Here is a 16,548-nt window from a genome sequence, read left to right on the forward strand (position 1 = left end):
ATGGGATTTACCGAATTAAATAGTGTGGAACACTACATCATCCATCAAATGAGTGGCGTTAACCTTAACACTAACCAAGTATCAGAGCCACAACCCACTTTTGGTGTTAAATGGCAATTCCAATCACCAGAGCAATTAGATCGTGGTGTAAATGAGGTGTTGGTTGAGTCTCAATTGGTTAAAGCGTTAATTCGACTTAATCCAGAGATTGAAGCTAATCTAAACTTAGCGGATGAAGTAATACATAAACTCCGTGCTATTTTAATTTCGGTAAATCAAGTTGGTTTGGTTAAAGCCAATGAAGAGTTTTTTGCTTGGATGACAGGTGAAAAGACTATGCCATTTGGGGAAAACAATCGCCATGTGCCTGTAAAACTAGTCGATTTTGAAGATTTAACTCGTAACGATTATGTTGTTACTAATCAATTCCGTATTCATCACAGAGAAACCAAAATACCCGATGTGGTAATGATGATTAATGGTATTCCTGTGGTAGTAGGTGAAGCTAAAACACCTATTAGGCCATCGGTAAGCTGGTTAGATGGTGCTCATGAAATTCACCAAATTTATGAACATTCAGTACCTCAGTTGTTCGTGCCAAATATATTATCCTTTGCCACAGAGGGCAAAGAGTTGTTCTATGGCGCAATTCGCTGCCCATTAGAGTTCTGGGCACCTTGGCGTATTGAGGACAATGATAATCAAATATCTAAAGCGTTAGGCTTAGCTGAAATTGGCAGAGAACTCACCGATTTACTTAGCCCCCAGCGTTTACTAGATATAATGCGTAACTTTTCATTGTTTACAACTAACAAGAAGAAACAACGTATTAAAGTTATCCCCCGCTTTCAGCAATATGAAGGGGCGAACAAAATTGTTCAGCGAGTTATCGATGGTAAAATTAAAAAAGGCTTGATTTGGCACTTCCAAGGTTCAGGTAAGTCTTTGCTTATGGTGTTTGCCGCCCAAAAACTCAGACGAGCACCAGACTTAAAAAGCCCTACAGTCATCGTATTGGTCGATAGAATTGACCTCGATACACAGATAAGTGGAACCTTTAATGCCGCTGATGTAGCTAATGTTGCTACCACTGAGACGATTAAAGAACTACAACAAATGATTGAACGAGATACTCGCAAGATCATTATTTCGACAATTCATCGCTTTCGTGATGCAAAGCCAAATATGAATGATAGAGAAAATATCATTCTATTGGTGGATGAAGCTCACCGCACACAAGAAGGTGATCTGGGTCGCCAAATGCGTGCTGCATTGCCAAATGCTTTCTTATTTGGCTTGACCGGAACACCTGTAAATAAAGCTGATAAAAATACGTTTTGGGCATTTGGTTCAGAGGAAGATCAAGGTGGGTATATGTCTCGCTACACCTTCCACGACTCGATTCGAGATGAAGCTACATTACCTTTGCACTTTGAACCAAGGTTGGTTGATGTACATGTTGACAAGGAAGCTTTAGACAAAGCATTTGAAGAATTTAAAGAAAGTGCAGCACTAACTGACGAAGAAGCTGATGAGTTAAATAAGAAGTCAGCAAAGATGTCGGCTTTCTTAAAGTCACCAGAGCGTGTTGAAAAAATAGTAAAAGATATCGCTGAGCATTTTAAAGCTAAAGTGGCGCCACACGGCTTTAAGGGCATGATAGTAACACCGGATCGCCATGCTTGTGTGCAGTACAAAGAGGAACTAGATAAATATTTCCCTGAAGAGGCCAGTAAAGTAGTTATATCTACCACTGCCAATGATGACCTTGAGTTCAAGCAAAAATGGGCTGTAGATAAAAGTCAGCAAGAAAAAATTGTTGATGAATACAATGACGCCACATCCGAGCTTAAATTTATCATTGTTACTGCGAAGCTATTAACAGGGTTTGATGCACCGATTTGTCAAACCATGTATTTAGACAAATCATTAAAAGACCATACATTACTTCAGGCAATATGCCGAACTAATCGCTTATACCCACAGAAAACGTTTGGCTGTATCGTTGATTACTTTGGTGTGTTTGATGATGCAGCTAAAGCACTAGAATTTGATGAACAAAGCGTTAAGCAGGTAATCACCAACTTAGGTGATTTGCGCTCTAGGTTACCACAAGCAATGGATGATGCACTGAGGCACTTTGAAGGTGTTGACCGAACAATTGATGGTTTTGAAGGGCTAGAGGCAGCGCAAAATGCAATTAACTCAGATGAAAAGAAAGATGCCTTCGCAAAAGACTTTAAGTATTTGGCTAAGCTTTGGGAATCACTTTCACCAGACAACGCCTTAGATAAACACAACCAAGATTATAAATGGTTAGCTCAAGTATTTGAGTCTGTTAAACCAGCGTCAGATAACATCGGTAAGATGCTGTGGTTAGCTCTTGGCGCACAAACAACTCAGCTAATACATGAAAATATTCATGTTGGAGAAGTTCATACCTTAGATGAATTTGTCTTAGACGCTGATGTGATTGAGAACATTTTCAATAATCCAGATCCTAAGAAAGTTAAGCAACTAGAAAAAGACTTAATTAAGCGCTTTGTCAAACATAGTGGTAATGCAAGCTTCAAGACACTTAGTGAACGATTAGAAGCCCTGAGAGATAAAGCTGAGAAAGGCTTAATCACTTCGATAGAGTTCGTTAAAGAGCTATGTGCTATTGCGAAAGAGACTGTACAAGCTGAAAAAGAATTAGAAGAAAAGCTAACAGAAAAATCGCCTAAAGCCGCATTAACGGAGCTTTTCCTTGAACTTAAAAACGATGAAACCCCTGCTGTAGTTGAGCGAATTGTAGCAGATATAGATGCCATCGTTAGAGTGGTTAACTTTCCGGGCTGGCAAAATACTGTTGGTGGAGAAAGAGAAGTACAAAAATCACTACGTAAAGCTCTTCTCAAGTACAAATTACATAAAGACCAAGCACTATTTGATAGAGCATACGCTTATATAAAGGAATATTACTAAAATGACAGCGATTTCTTTACCCTTACCGGGCAATGTGCTGCACACTGAAGAACAGGTTTTAGAGTTTGATAAAATCGCTACTTTTATTGGTGGAAACGGCTCTGGTAAATCATCAATTCTAAAATCAATATTTGATGAAAAACTGAAGCCAGCAAGCACTCGATATCAAGATTATAAGATTGTCTGTTTCTCCTCTGGACAGAATGAGAGTTATTCAAAAGACTTTGGCGAACACCTTAACAGTGAGCGCTTTAAGAAGAATGCTTTAAATCTAGACTGCTTTTATTACGACAAAATATGGTCAAAATTATTAATATTCTTAGCGTCTACAACGAAACCAGAAGGGCTTGTCCGTAGCTTTCTAAAACAAAACAATTATGTCATTGAAAGCGAATTGGATGAGGATTTGTCTACAAAGTTGTCTTTTCAAGTAAAAGTTGGGCAGCAATATGTTGAATTAGTTAAAGGTGAATTAGTTGATGAGGCCAACGGTAAAGTTGATGTTGTTACAAATAAAGCCTATCACCAAACGCTATATAACTTTATTAAGACCTTAATAGATAATTCGTATGACTTCGAGGAGCCTCTCAAACAAACATCTATTGAACTTACTCAAGAATCGTTAGCCGATATCTCTTTTGAAAGAGATACCGATGCTCCTTTTGATTCAACTATTATGTTTTTCACACAAGCAGCAGACAATGATTATTTTATTGTTAAAGAATCGTGTAATTTAACATTTGTTAAACAGATTGAAGGCACGCAGGATAAAGTTCTAAGCTTAGAAGAATTGAGTGACGGTGAGTACCAATTACTGTTTCTTAACGCGCTAATTGACCTGTTCGACACAAACAATACTATTTTCTTACTAGATGAAGCAGATTCTCATCTTCACTATGAAAATATTGATAAGTTATGGACCATATTTAACGACGCCCAAGGTAGAGTAATTTCTACAACCCATTTATTAGACTCTATTTCTAAGGCTGGTGTAAAACGAATTAGAGTAGTAGAAAATGGGAAGGTCAAGCCGTCAGAAGATCCACTGAATCTGGTAAAGCGATTAGAGACTTTATCTGATATTGAGGCAGTTTTGTACAAAGTCGTTTCTATGTATAAAAATGTTGTAATAATGGATTGCGTGAATGATTGGGAAATTTTTAAGTTACTTGTTTATAGAAAGTTGGCTGTAAACGAGGAAAAGCAAAAAGAGCTAACTGAATTCTTTTCAGATTTTATTTGTGTAGGAATACCTTCGAGCTTCAATGGTGCTCAAAATGATAACTTTGCAGACACAAAGATAAATTGGTGCATCAATTTTTGTAGATTTTTATATAAATCTAAAGGAAGTACTCAGCAGGCATTTATGATTTGTGATAGAGATGAACTTGCTCTTGCTAGTATAGATACTAAAAATGCAGCTAGACCCTTCAATGTAAATGGTATCAAAGTTAGCTCAACGACCCCCCTTAAAAAGTGCCATTTATTATCTTGGTGGAGAAGGGAAATTAAACACTACCTACTCTCATTTACCGCATTAGAAAGTAATATAGATAAGATAAATGAGCAATTAGCACCTGCCTGCCAACTAAAAGAAAAAGAGAATGGTGATTTGGGAATTAAAGGAGCTTTTAATAATAATCTTGCAACTTTACCTTCCGAGCTAATAAAGAAAACTGTCGACCCATTTATAAGTAAAGAAGATAAATTGTTCTGTGTTGACACTTGTCGGTCATATGTTGAAAAGATCCCTCGTGAAGAGATCAGTAGTGACATTGAAAAAATGTACATGTATTTGGTAGCAAACAATGAATAATAATGAAGATAAGCTTTTTAAAGTTGCCGAGTATATTAGGAAAGACTCTGGCGTAAACAATGCTATAGACGCAATGGAACAATTATCGTTACTTCTCTTATTTCATTGCGTTATTAATCAACGCGAATTTAAAGGGGAGCTTCTTGATAGCCAATATTATTTTGATGAGTTTTGGCAGGCTCAAAGTGTTAGAAACTTCTCTCACATAAGAGATGTTTTTTCAAATGCTATAAATAGAAGTTCAAATAACTTGTTTTTTGAATATAAAAATATAGAGGAAATATTTGATTCAATTCCTTTTAAGTTGCGCTCCAATAAGATATTTAGAGTTGTTGTAGAGCTACTTAGCCAAATAGAAATCAACGATAATTTAGCATTTGCATACGACAAACTAATTACCAATATGATAATTGGTTCAGTTTCCTCTGGTGTTTATCACACCCCTAGTTCAGTAGTAAAAGCGATTGTTACTGTTATGGAACTGAAAGGCTCTCCATCTATTTTTGATCCTGCTATGGGGACTGGACGTTTTTTAATTGAAGCCAACAAGTTACTAGAAGAAAGCTCTAGTTCAAATCATAAATTTAACAATATCGTTGGAAACGATATTTCTCCTTTTGCTCACTTGGTAGGAACTCTAAATTTATTACTTAACGATGTTACCGTCAGTAATATTTCACTTAAGGATTCTTTACTTGAACAGGATGATAGGCGATTTGATTATATACTGTCCGGAATTCCTTTTGGAAAAGTGAATGACATAAATAAATATGATTATTTCCAGCTTGGACAAGCATCCAGCTTAGAGGAGATGTTTCTTGACATAATAATGCGAAAGCTCCAACGAGGAGGAAAAGCGGCTGTCATTGTTCCTGACAGTATATTGTTTAAAAAGGGGCATTGGGTCGAATATTTGAGAAAAAAACTATTAACTGAGTTCGATTTACATTCAATTCTCAGTATACCCAAGGGGATGTTAGATTCTTACAAAGGCGGTAAAGCAAGTGTTTTATTTTTCAGCAATCAGTCTCCTAGCGAAGATATTTGGTATTATGAGCTTCAAAATGCGAGACCATCAAACAAGCGAAGCTCTATCAATGAAGACGACTTTCAAGAATTTACGTCTTTATTTAGTTCAAGAAAGAATACCCCGAATTCCTGTTTGATCTCTAAACAAGAGATTTTCGATGATAGTTCATTTAACCTATTACTCTCGCTACCACAAAAAGAAGAAAGCAGCTTTAAGTATAGAAAGTCTGAAATTGTAAGTTCATTAAAAAATGAGCAGTTATCTTTAAATAAGTTGTTGGATAATCACTTTGATACTATTACCAAAGAATTTGACGTCGAATATATAAATAAGGTTACTATCGGCAGCATTTCAAACATTAAAACGGGCAATAACCTAAATAAGTCAGAAGTTTCAACAACTGGAAGCTTCCCCGTTTACGGTGGAAATGGAATTATTGGTTACTACCACGAATCCAACAGAAGTCGTGATACGATTATTATAGGTAAGGTTGGTACACATTGTGGCAATATTCACTTTTCTTTGACACCCTACTGGCTAACAAGCAATGCTTTAAGCTTAGAGGTTAAAGAGCCAAACGTTATCTATACTCCTTATCTTGCCCATGTTTTAAAGTGTTTGGAATTGAATAAACTCTCTAGAGGTACAGCTCAGAAGTTTATTGCCATAGAGAGGCTAAAAAGCCTTGAGGTGTCATTGCCTACATTTGAACAACAAGTTGAGCTGAGCAATTGGTTTACGACGTTAGAAGAGAACAAGTCTGCAATTCAACGTCTATTACTCAATTTTACTGATAGTCTTGATAGCGTTACGAGTAATTCAATTGTCGAAAAAGCTCTAAAGCGTTAGGTTATGTTGGGGGAAACATGAACTGGTTGTCGGACACTAACTCATTAATCGGTATTGTATCTGGACTAATTGCTATTTATACAGCCTTTGCTGTTTGGAAAAAGCAGCAAGGCAAAAAAAAAGAACAAGTTGAATCTATTAAGTGCCCTGCTGAACGATTTCTTAAATTGTTTGAGTCTCATGGTGTTTCAAGAAGCCAAATTTCAGGCTTCTTCGGACATGGTTTATCCATAGCTGATTGCTCTTCGTCTGATAAGTTAATAGAAAAAATAACTGAGGAGATACTACGTGATGCAGCAGAGCTGTTTGGTATTAACTTAGAATGGCTGCATGGCGCATCTGAAGAGGTTTACAAAGTTCATCATTTTTATAAAAATCCACAGAAGTGTATCCAGTTTATAAATACTCTTAAATCTACAGGAAATGAGCTTTCCGGATATGCTTTAAGACCCGACAACTCGGTCCCTTTAGATAGTTACACTTCCGCTATAGTTATTCTAGAAAACATTGGTCAAATAAACGAAAAACCTGTAAATAGACTGCACGTTCTAGGCGGCTGGGTTCATACATACTGGAGATGCCGAGGCTACTATGCAGCTTGTGCATCGATAGCTATGAATAATGATATTTGGCTAGTTGGTAAAACGTGTAACAATTCGTGGCTTACAAAATTTTCTTCTGGAGAATGCCTACCTGAATATGAATTTGATCTTGCTAGTTTTTGCTTTGAGTTAAGCGAAGCTTGGTACGTCGATGAGTTTTTGGAAACACCCAGAAAATACCTTCAAGATGTTTCTCCTGAAGAAAACAACTTTGGGTTGAACTCAGCAATTGAGCTATGGCTTAAGTTAGAAAGCCAAGGCTACATGTGTGTTGACAAATATTCTAATAAGCAAAGAATAAGAGATGCCTTCTTGAGCTATAAAATTTAGTCTCAGCTCCAAATACTTTTTAGCCAGTTAAATACTCTCGTAAAGATGCTAATTTTGGTATGAGTTTCTTTTATTGATAAGTTCCTAAATAAATCCTCAACCGAAATTTCTTTATTTATTAGCTTTAAACCTGATTCTTTATCCAAAATACTTTCAACTAGATATGCCCCTGCTTTATCTAAATACGAGAACTTTAATCTATCTTTTTGACTATATTTCCATACATTACTTAAATAATGCATCGCTGCCAAAGCCCTTTTACGCGTTGGAGTTTGCTGTTCGATTAATTCAATCTGAATATATTCTGACTGCGTAACTAATGAACTACATTGATATCCTTTTGCCATTAACCCAGAAATAATTGAAAACAATATTTGGTCATCTCTGTGCTCCCTGCGAGTGTTTATGTAATTTGAAATACCTAAAATGTTATCAACATTGAAAATTACTCTCGCTAATCTGACCGCGTTAAACGTAGATAAGATATCTTCAAGCAAATTATCCAACTCACCTCTGGAAAGTGACGCTTTTTTTTCGCCATTTTTATATGACACATTGATCATATTTTGCTGGATCTGAAAATTTAAATGTTGCGCTATGTTTCTCACTTGATTTAGCAAGATATCATCTTTTGTGAAGGTTAAATGTCTCGATAACTTGTCCGAGCTTTTTAACTCATCGACTATTCCTCCAAACTCAACTCCTTTAGTAAAATCAAACTCTTTGTTACGGCTGACTTTTAGAATAAAGCGAAGCTCTTTTAAAATTGGCTGAATGCATGCTTCGATAATGGTACCTATCTGTCGAAAGGACTCGAATGCAAAGTCTGATAACCCTAAATCATCCTTGCTAGCTTCCGCATGAACAGTACTCCAGTAAATCTTTAACCCTTCAGATACTTCAAACTCCATCGCTGCACAAGCTTCGTAACACGCTTCAGGGTTAGTCTTTTTCGCATCTCTATAAATTTCTAGAACATTTTTGAATAGTGCAAAACTGTTAGGGTTTTGCTTTAGCAACATACAATTATCGGCTTCAGGAGGAAGCGAATCTAGAGCAAAATCGTTTAGCAAGTTTTCATTTTCGAAAAATGGATTCAATATTGTGATTATTTGCTTCTTTATCTCATCAGAGTCTATCCCTGCCTTAGCCATTTCTTGGAATGGTATTTTACCTATTCCTGACAACACTCTTTCTTGAAAATCTAACACTGCCAATTCATATCCCTGTGAACACTACTTTGCTTGAACCGATATAATAACGTATTGATAAGAAATAGTTCCATTCAATTAAATCATGAAGTTAAAAATGCATTTTCAACAATCTCATTATTATCAGAAGAACTGCTGAACTTTTAATCCACTCTATTCAAATTGCTTAGATTGCTAAAGATATTAGCCCAATCTAATAATATTTATACCACCTAATATTCCTTTGAAATTAACCATAAAAAACAGCAAATTATACTAGGCTGCTATTTGAGATTTTAACCACTCTATGTTGTCATATTTCTGCCAATGATTTGATTATTAAGAGAGGTTAAAATGGCAGAAAAGAAAAAGTCTAAAAAGAAAAAAATTCATAAAGAGGAAGCTATTGAGTCGTTTATCGACAAAGGAAAACGGGGCATTTACTACGTTGCTGCTAATTTGTATTTAAAGGTGACTAGTCCAAAAATTGGCTCTTGGTTCGTAAGAGTTCAATATAAGAAAAAGCGCTATGAGAAAAAGGTTGCAGCTTACGGTAAGAAGAACCCTTATTTAATGGACTATCAAGGTGCTATCGACAAATCTGTAGAAGTACAACGAGCTGTTGCGGCTGGCCAAAATCCATTAGAGCGGGATCATGTAAATGTTTTTACTTTAAATCAGTTGCACAACGTTTACCTGAACATTTCGAAATACAAATATGAGAAACAGCAAAAGATCTATAGTGAGTATTTCGCCGAAAATATAGGGGAGAAACTGCTTTATGATCTAACAAGAAAAGATGTCGAAGATGCTATCAAAGCAGTCGCTGATACAGGTTATAGCAGTATTGCAAATAAGGGCTTGTATTATCTGAGAAGTATTTTTAAATATGCCCATATACACCGTTTTACGATAGAAAATATTGCCGATCATTTAGATGTTGAACAGCATGCTGGAGGATCCCCTAAGTCACGGAATGTTCATTTATCGGAGCGAGAAATAAGTAAAATATTCGAAGTGTTTGAGCAATATCCTCAACAGGCCACGTTGGACAATAAAATTGCAATTGCTTTATATCTTATTTTTGGCTCGCGTAAATCTGAGTTATTAAAGTCCAAATGGACTGATTTTGATTTCGAAAGAAAGGAGTGGACGGTTTATCCAACCAAAATGGGTGAAGATAGGCTAATTATTGATGTTCCCAATCGGGTAATGAACCTGTTTTGGGTATTAAAGGCTCGCTCTAAAAGTGGAAATCCGTATATGTTCCCAACAAAAGGTAACTCAAAATCTGGGCACCTTTCAGAGAGCACCTTAAATCATATGCTGAGCAAATTTTTTGGTCAGTATAAAACGCATTCCGTAACAATTGATAACCCGCTAGGCAAAGCTAACGTACAAAAATTTACTGTACATGATTTGCGTCGCACATTCAAAACGAGTGCGAGTGATAATGAAGCATCGGATGACGTAACGGAACGGTGTCTGAATCACAAGAAGCGTAAAGGTAAAAAGGTATACGACCTTTCTACACGCCAAAGTGAGCGTAAAAAAGTTTATAAAATGATGTCAAAGATAGTGATGCCACTCACGAGGCTTGAATCAGACATCAAAAAATATGAACGTAAGGTCGAGTTGATCAAGGAGATAGTGTTACCTAACAAACAAGCGGCATAAACCCATTAAATTGCGTAAGAACTATCTTACCAACACCTACAAACAATAAGTTTGTAAAAATAGAATGTAGAGACAAATAACAGTATTAATAAACTTCTACATTTCTATTTTGAAATCCTACAACATCAAGACCATAATCGAATTTATTCCTGATTAACGAAACTTAACTTATGCCTAAAATCGAGCATTTAGAGCAAGTAAAACAGAAGCGACGACTTAAAAAGCTTATGTTGGAATATCACGATGAATTTATGCAACTATTTCCTTCTGATGGCTTTAGAGCAATTTCAATTTTTAATGGTTGGGAATACACAGTAAGTTGCTGGTTTATGCGTAAACTGGATCAAGAAGTAGTAAGGAATAAAGATTTTATTCAGATCTCCGACATCAAGTATAAGCATAATTATTTGAGCATAAATTACAGCAGTCAATTAGATATTGACTATGACGAGGTCATAGCGGCACTCGATAATCTAAATAATGAAAATTCCTAACGTATGAAATTTAGCTAGCAGATATAAAAACCACCATTTTTGCAGATTCTTTAAGCGAGTTTCTGGCATTCATTCAGAATTTGGTTTACACTCACAATCGAGTAAATGAAGTGAAATTGTATTTAAAATTGTCGAATTGGTACACAATGTGAAGCGTTCTACAATTTACCATCGAAATAAATTATTGGAAAATTTGCGAATATTTCCATTCCCCACCGGATAGATCCAGAACATCAAATAAAATATGAAGTTATTCGTTGCTATATCTTAATGTTTAAAACACCTCGCTTTTGCGAGGTTTTTTGTTGTCAGTAAAAGGTGAAATTCATCAGTAATAGTGAGCAATTGTTGAATGGATGCTATAAAAAGTTATATTCATCAGTAAAGGTGAATATTGATCCTGTATGGTTATTGTATAATTTATTTCACTAATAATGGTGAATATTTGGTTGATTATATTATATTTACCAATATAATCACTATTAATGGTGAATAATAGAGTGCTAATCAATATGGCTAATCGAGTTAAAGTTTCAGACATGCCTAGCTCAGCATACATAGATAGTGCAGAAGTTCTAGGCCAACTCATCAAAGCAAAGAGAACGGAACTCGGCTTAAAATTAGCAGACTGTGCAGCGCTATGTGGAGTCGGTATAAATACTCTATCACGCATTGAAAATGGTAACGCTAACTGCACTTTATCAGCGGTATTTTCAGTTTTAAACGGACTAGGTATTAAGCTAACCTCTAAAGAACTAACCCCTTTAGAAAAGATGTCATCATCTCACAATGAGTGGGTGTAGTTATGACAAAAGCAAAAGAATACAGGCTAGACATTAAATACGCTGGTCAAGCAATTGGTAATTTATCTTTAGATAACACGACCAACTTATTAAAACTTAGTTATTCACCGCGGTGGCAAAACGAAGGATTTGCTATCTCTCCCCATTTACCACTGGATAATCAACACTCACCAGAAGTCGCTTACAACTTTCTAGATAATGCCTTGCCTGAAGGTGAAGCAAGAAAGCTATTGGCTGAAAATTTGGGTGTTTTAGAGAAAAATGTTTATTCACAAGTTCGAGCCATAGGAAATGACTTAGCCGGCGCTGTAACATTTTTACCGTCATCAGAAGAAGAACAAAACCAGCCATCTTTTAGAATACTTGAAGAAGAAGAGTTAATTACAAGACTCGACAATAAAGAAGAATTTGGCTTACTCACATGGGATGATAAGCCACGTCTCAGCGTGGCCGGAGTTCAAGATAAATTAAATGTTTTTATTGATGAGAAAGGCAATATTGGCTTTGGTGATGGCTCACTCTGCTCTACCCATATTTTAAAGTTTGAAAAGAGAAACTGTCCTAATCTTGTCTTGAACGAATTCTTTTGTATGAAGCTCTCTAGTGCGGTTGGATTGCCAACTGCTGATGTTGAGTATAGACATTTTGGAACGCACCCAGCGCTCATCGTTAAACGATTTGACCGCAAATATGTTGTCGACTCCAACAAAGTAATGAGACGTCATGTTATTGATGGCTGCCAAGCGTTGAATTTACCAAGAGACTACAAATATGAGCGAAACTTAGGTGACGGAAGAGATGTTCAACATATTCGAGATGGCGCAAGCCTCCCTAAGTTATTTGAATTTAGCAAATCAATGTCTTCCCCTGCTAAAAGTGCACAATGGCTAATTAATTGGCAATTATTTAACTTAATTATTAGTAATTATGATAGTCATGGAAAAAACGTGTCACTGTTTTGGGGTAAGGATAATAGTAGTTTCACCCCTGCTTATGATCTGGTGAATATTGCCATGTTCCGGCAATTCAAGCATGTCCTAGCAATGGCAATGGGCGACGAATTTGATCCAATTGATATCAATGCTTATCAATTGGCCGACTTTGCAGAAACTTGTGATATAGATAAAAAGTTACTATCCAGATTGCTTGCCGAATTATTGAAAAAAGTATTTTCTACTCTAGCTGAAGAATCGTTTATGCGAGCTTTAATTGAATTGAATAAGTTCAATAAAGAGGAAGAAGCATACCTAGGCAGAATGAAAGATAATATTTTATCTAAAGTACGGCATTTGAGTTCACAAGTTTCACTAATTCCGACAATTGATGTTTAAAGTAATAAACTGATAGATGTCGTTAAGGTTTACCTACGCTATTCTATCGCTTTTTACCTATCTTTCAGTAAGTAATAATTTATTCCTTTGTAAATTTTTTGTTAACAAGGGAAATAAAAAGTGATTGAAAATGTCTGTAAGTTTCATTGTCTAGACAGTTGAAATAATTTCACCTGTCAGTTTAGTTACCATCCAAATTTTTTAATAGCAGCATAGCGTTACTAAGGTATGCGCGTGTTATAAGCGAATCTATTATTAATTATAAACTAATACTTTATTCCTAAATATTCAAAATGGAATAATTTATTATTTACATTGTTGTGATTTCTGATACATTAAATATTGATGCTTATTTAGCCATAATAAATTTTTTGCAAAATGGAATGAACAAAAACGTTGCTTACCTGCATTAACCGGTAAAGTTTGGTTGATTAGCACTACAAGGGGTCAGGGAAATTAATTATAAAAAAACATAGGGTAGAGATATTATTATGAAATTAAGTAAATTGGCGCTCTGTTTGGCTTTAGGCGTTGGTACGATCACCAGTGTTAATGCTGCAACAGATATAAAAGGTAAAATATTAGCGGGTGCAAGTAATGCCTCTATTGAAGGTGTTGAAGTAGTTGCAACAAGTAATGTAATGCCTAAACCTCGTCGAGCAATCTCGCGCGCAGATGGTAGCTATAGCTTACCAGCTCTCCTTCCAGGTCAATATGAACTTACCTTTAAAGCAAAAGATGGTACAACACATAAACGTCAGGTAAGAGTTTATTTAGATCAAACATCCAATGTGAATATTGCCTTAGCAGAAGGTAATGTTGAAAGAATTTTAGTAACAGGTTCTGCAATTGTCCGTGAGGGTGATTCAGCCTTAACTAACTCAATTGGCGCTGATGTTGTGGAATCGTTGCCTGTTGGTCAAGATTTCAGAGACATGATGAAGTTAGTGCCAGGTGTACAATATTCAGAAAATGGTACGTTAGGTGTTAATGCCGGTGGTTCGGGCCGTGATAATAAATATGGTTTTGATGGCGTCGATGTGTCTTTACCAATGTTTGGTAATTTATCAGCTGAACCTTCCACTCATGACATTGCCCATGTCTCTATGGATCGCGGTGGTGCTAAAGCGATTGGTTTTAACCGTTCAGGTGGTTTTTCCGTTAATTCAAAATCAAAATCAGGTACTAATGAATTTCATGCCAACATGGAATATAAAATTCAAAACAAAAACTTTGTTGCCGATCGCGATATTGAAGATAAAGAATTAGCTCAATATACCTTAGACAAGTCTTGGCTATCATTAAACGCCAGTGGGCCAATTATTGAAGATGAATTATTCTTCTATGGTTCTTATTATCGTCCAGAAACCACACGAGTGAATAAAGAAACCGCTTATGGACCGGCGAAAGATTATGAGAGCGTTCGTGAAGAATATTTCGGGAAACTCACTTGGGCGCCAATAGAAGATTTATTATTAGATCTTAGCTATCGTACTTCCGATAGAGACGGTCGAGGTTTATCTGTCGGCTCTTTAGATACAGATAGTACATCACAAGGTTCTGATGCTACGCAAAATATTTTATTGCTTGAGGGGGATTATATTATTAATGACACCACAAGCCTTAGTTTTAAGTATAGTGAGTATGATTATGAAACCACCTCGGGACCAGACACAATGTTCCCAAGTGTGATGCCAAACCTAGGGGATTCTTTACCTTTAAGTCAGTTGGATCAAATTGGTTCATTCCGAGTACCTGACTTAAAAGAAGATAACGAGAATTATGATAATGCTACGGCGCAAATGTTGATTGATCAATATGGCTATATTGGTGATGACGGCATGAAACACGGCGGTGGGGTTATTGGTGGTCATTCAACCATAAATGAGCAAAATTTTTATCGTGATAGCTTTGAATTAAACCTAGAGCATGAATTAGATGCTGGCGATATGATTCATTATCTACACTTTGGTTTTAAGTGGTCTGAAGGAAAAGAAGTCCTAAGTCGAACATCAAATGGTTGGGGCTTTGTTTCATATATTGGTGGTGAAGGCTTTGATGATTACGAAGGTGATGTGCCGGTGTATTATGCTGCCAGCATCCAACAAATGAGTTTAGGGGCATCTGGTCAGTCAGTTTCTGCCATCAATTCATCAAGTGAATCATATAATTTTGAGATCCACGATACCATTGAACACGGTGACTTTGTCTATAATATTGGTGTATTGGTCAGTAAAGATGTGCTTTACGGCCAAGATTTAAAAGCTAATGCAAATAATGTTTCTGGCTATGAGATTTCATTAGGTCATAAATATAAAATGCATGAAATTCCGTTTAAAGACATGATCCAGCCTCGCTTAGGTATTACTTGGAATTATGCGGAAGATGCCAGCTTTTTTGCCAATTTTGCTAGCTATAACCCTGAAGCTAGTTCATTAGCGCGTGCAGCCTCTTGGGCACGAAACTCGCGTAAGTCGATAAATGTCTTGTTTGATGAAAATGGTGACTATATCGATAATATTCCGGCAAGTGGTTCATCGGGTAAATTCTTCCAAAAAGGTATGAAAGCCAAACGAATGGACGAGTACACCATAGGGGCGACTAAGTCAGTGTCTGATGAGTTATTCTTACGTGGTCATATCCGTCACCGTACTTTACAGCATCCTTGGGAAGATACATGGAATGGTTCTCGCTTATACGGCGAATACGGTCCTTTTGGTGGCGTACCAGCGCATATTGCAGCCAAAGGGGAATATATTCCGGAGTTAGCCGATTATCGCGCTGAAGTCGGTGGTTCTTCTTATGTTATTGCTGAGCTTGATGATGCGAAGAATAAATACTGGGAAGCAAGTATCGAAGCTGAATACAATACTGACCGTTTCTATGCCAATGTTTCTTACACCTGGAGTCATTACTATGGTAACTATGATCAAGATATTACCAGTGGCAGTAGTGATGGTAACTTGTTTATCGGTTCGTCTAACTTAGCGGATGGCAAAGGTCGTCAATTATGGGATGGTAAATACGGTAAGCTTAATGGTGATAAACCGCACGTATTAAAAGCCTATGGTTACTATACGCTTGATTGGGAAGCCAACCTTGGTGCTTACTTTGTTTATCAGTCGGGTGATGTTTGGGAAGCATGGGATGGTAGTGTCTACGGCTACAGTAGCAGTACTATTCGTTATGCAGAACCTGCAGGTAGTCGTCGTGAAGCCAGCCACTGGCAGCTTGATTTAAATTACACTCAAGACTTCCAAGTATTTGATAACTATACACTGAAGTTCCGTGCCGATTTGTTTAACGTGTTCGATAGACAAACAGGCTATAACTACAACCCATACGTTAGTAGTGAGACATTTGGCGAAGCACGCAATTTAATTAATGCGCGTCGCTTACAGCTGTCTTTTAGCGTCGGTTTTTAATTAGCGGTAAAGCATAAGTTAATCCCCGCTTAGG

Annotated in this window: 10 protein-coding genes; 9 read left to right on the forward strand and 1 reads right to left on the reverse strand. The window is 36.6% G+C overall.

The window, feature by feature from the left end:
• From IV514_RS00770 to IV514_RS00785, 4 genes are read left to right on the forward strand one after another with little or no spacing between them, the layout of a single operon-like run.
• Entirely contained in the window at positions 1 to 2,967 is a 2,967-nt protein-coding gene (locus IV514_RS00770) for an HsdR family type I site-specific deoxyribonuclease (RefSeq protein ID WP_206483013.1), read from the forward strand.
• Position 2,968: 1 nt separating this feature from the next.
• Positions 2,969 to 4,783: an AAA family ATPase gene (locus tag IV514_RS00775; RefSeq protein ID WP_206483014.1), complete on the forward strand. Its 1,815-nt coding sequence runs from the start codon at positions 2,969 to 2,971 to the stop codon at positions 4,781 to 4,783.
• Entirely contained in the window at positions 4,776 to 6,662 is a 1,887-nt protein-coding gene (locus tag IV514_RS00780) for an N-6 DNA methylase (protein ID WP_206483015.1), read from the forward strand. Before IV514_RS00775 ends, IV514_RS00780 begins: the two co-directional genes overlap by 8 nt.
• A 17-nt stretch (positions 6,663 to 6,679) precedes the next feature.
• Entirely contained in the window at positions 6,680 to 7,594 is a 915-nt protein-coding gene (locus tag IV514_RS00785) for a hypothetical protein (RefSeq protein WP_206483016.1), read from the forward strand.
• Between the two features lie 2 nt (positions 7,595 to 7,596).
• Here the strand turns inward: IV514_RS00785 and IV514_RS00790 are convergent, their stop codons facing one another.
• Positions 7,597 to 8,811: a hypothetical protein gene (locus tag IV514_RS00790; protein WP_206483017.1), complete on the reverse strand. Its 1,215-nt coding sequence runs from the start codon at positions 8,809 to 8,811 to the stop codon at positions 7,597 to 7,599.
• 327 nt (positions 8,812 to 9,138) lie between these two features.
• On the opposite strand from IV514_RS00790, the gene IV514_RS00795 reads away from it, so the two are divergent.
• The 5 genes from IV514_RS00795 (at position 9,139) to IV514_RS00815 (ending at position 16,514) form a co-directional block, all read left to right on the forward strand.
• A complete protein-coding gene (locus tag IV514_RS00795) occupies positions 9,139 to 10,461 on the forward strand; it encodes a tyrosine-type recombinase/integrase (RefSeq protein WP_206483018.1) in 1,323 nt (440 codons plus the stop codon).
• Positions 10,462 to 10,631: 170 nt separating this feature from the next.
• Positions 10,632 to 10,955: a hypothetical protein gene (locus IV514_RS00800; RefSeq protein WP_206483019.1), complete on the forward strand. Its 324-nt coding sequence runs from the start codon at positions 10,632 to 10,634 to the stop codon at positions 10,953 to 10,955.
• Positions 10,956 to 11,467: 512 nt separating this feature from the next.
• Entirely contained in the window at positions 11,468 to 11,758 is a 291-nt protein-coding gene (locus IV514_RS00805) for a helix-turn-helix domain-containing protein (protein ID WP_206483020.1), read from the forward strand.
• Between the two features lie 2 nt (positions 11,759 to 11,760).
• Positions 11,761 to 13,089: a HipA domain-containing protein gene (locus tag IV514_RS00810; protein ID WP_206483021.1), complete on the forward strand. Its 1,329-nt coding sequence runs from the start codon at positions 11,761 to 11,763 to the stop codon at positions 13,087 to 13,089.
• 491 nt (positions 13,090 to 13,580) lie between these two features.
• Positions 13,581 to 16,514, forward strand: coding sequence for a TonB-dependent receptor (locus IV514_RS00815; protein ID WP_206483022.1), 2,934 nt, complete (start codon positions 13,581 to 13,583; stop codon positions 16,512 to 16,514).
• Positions 16,515 to 16,548 lie beyond the last annotated feature (34 nt).

The organism is Thalassotalea sp. G2M2-11 (assembly GCF_017168195.1).
Taxonomy (GTDB): Bacteria; Pseudomonadota; Gammaproteobacteria; order Enterobacterales; family Alteromonadaceae; genus Thalassotalea_E.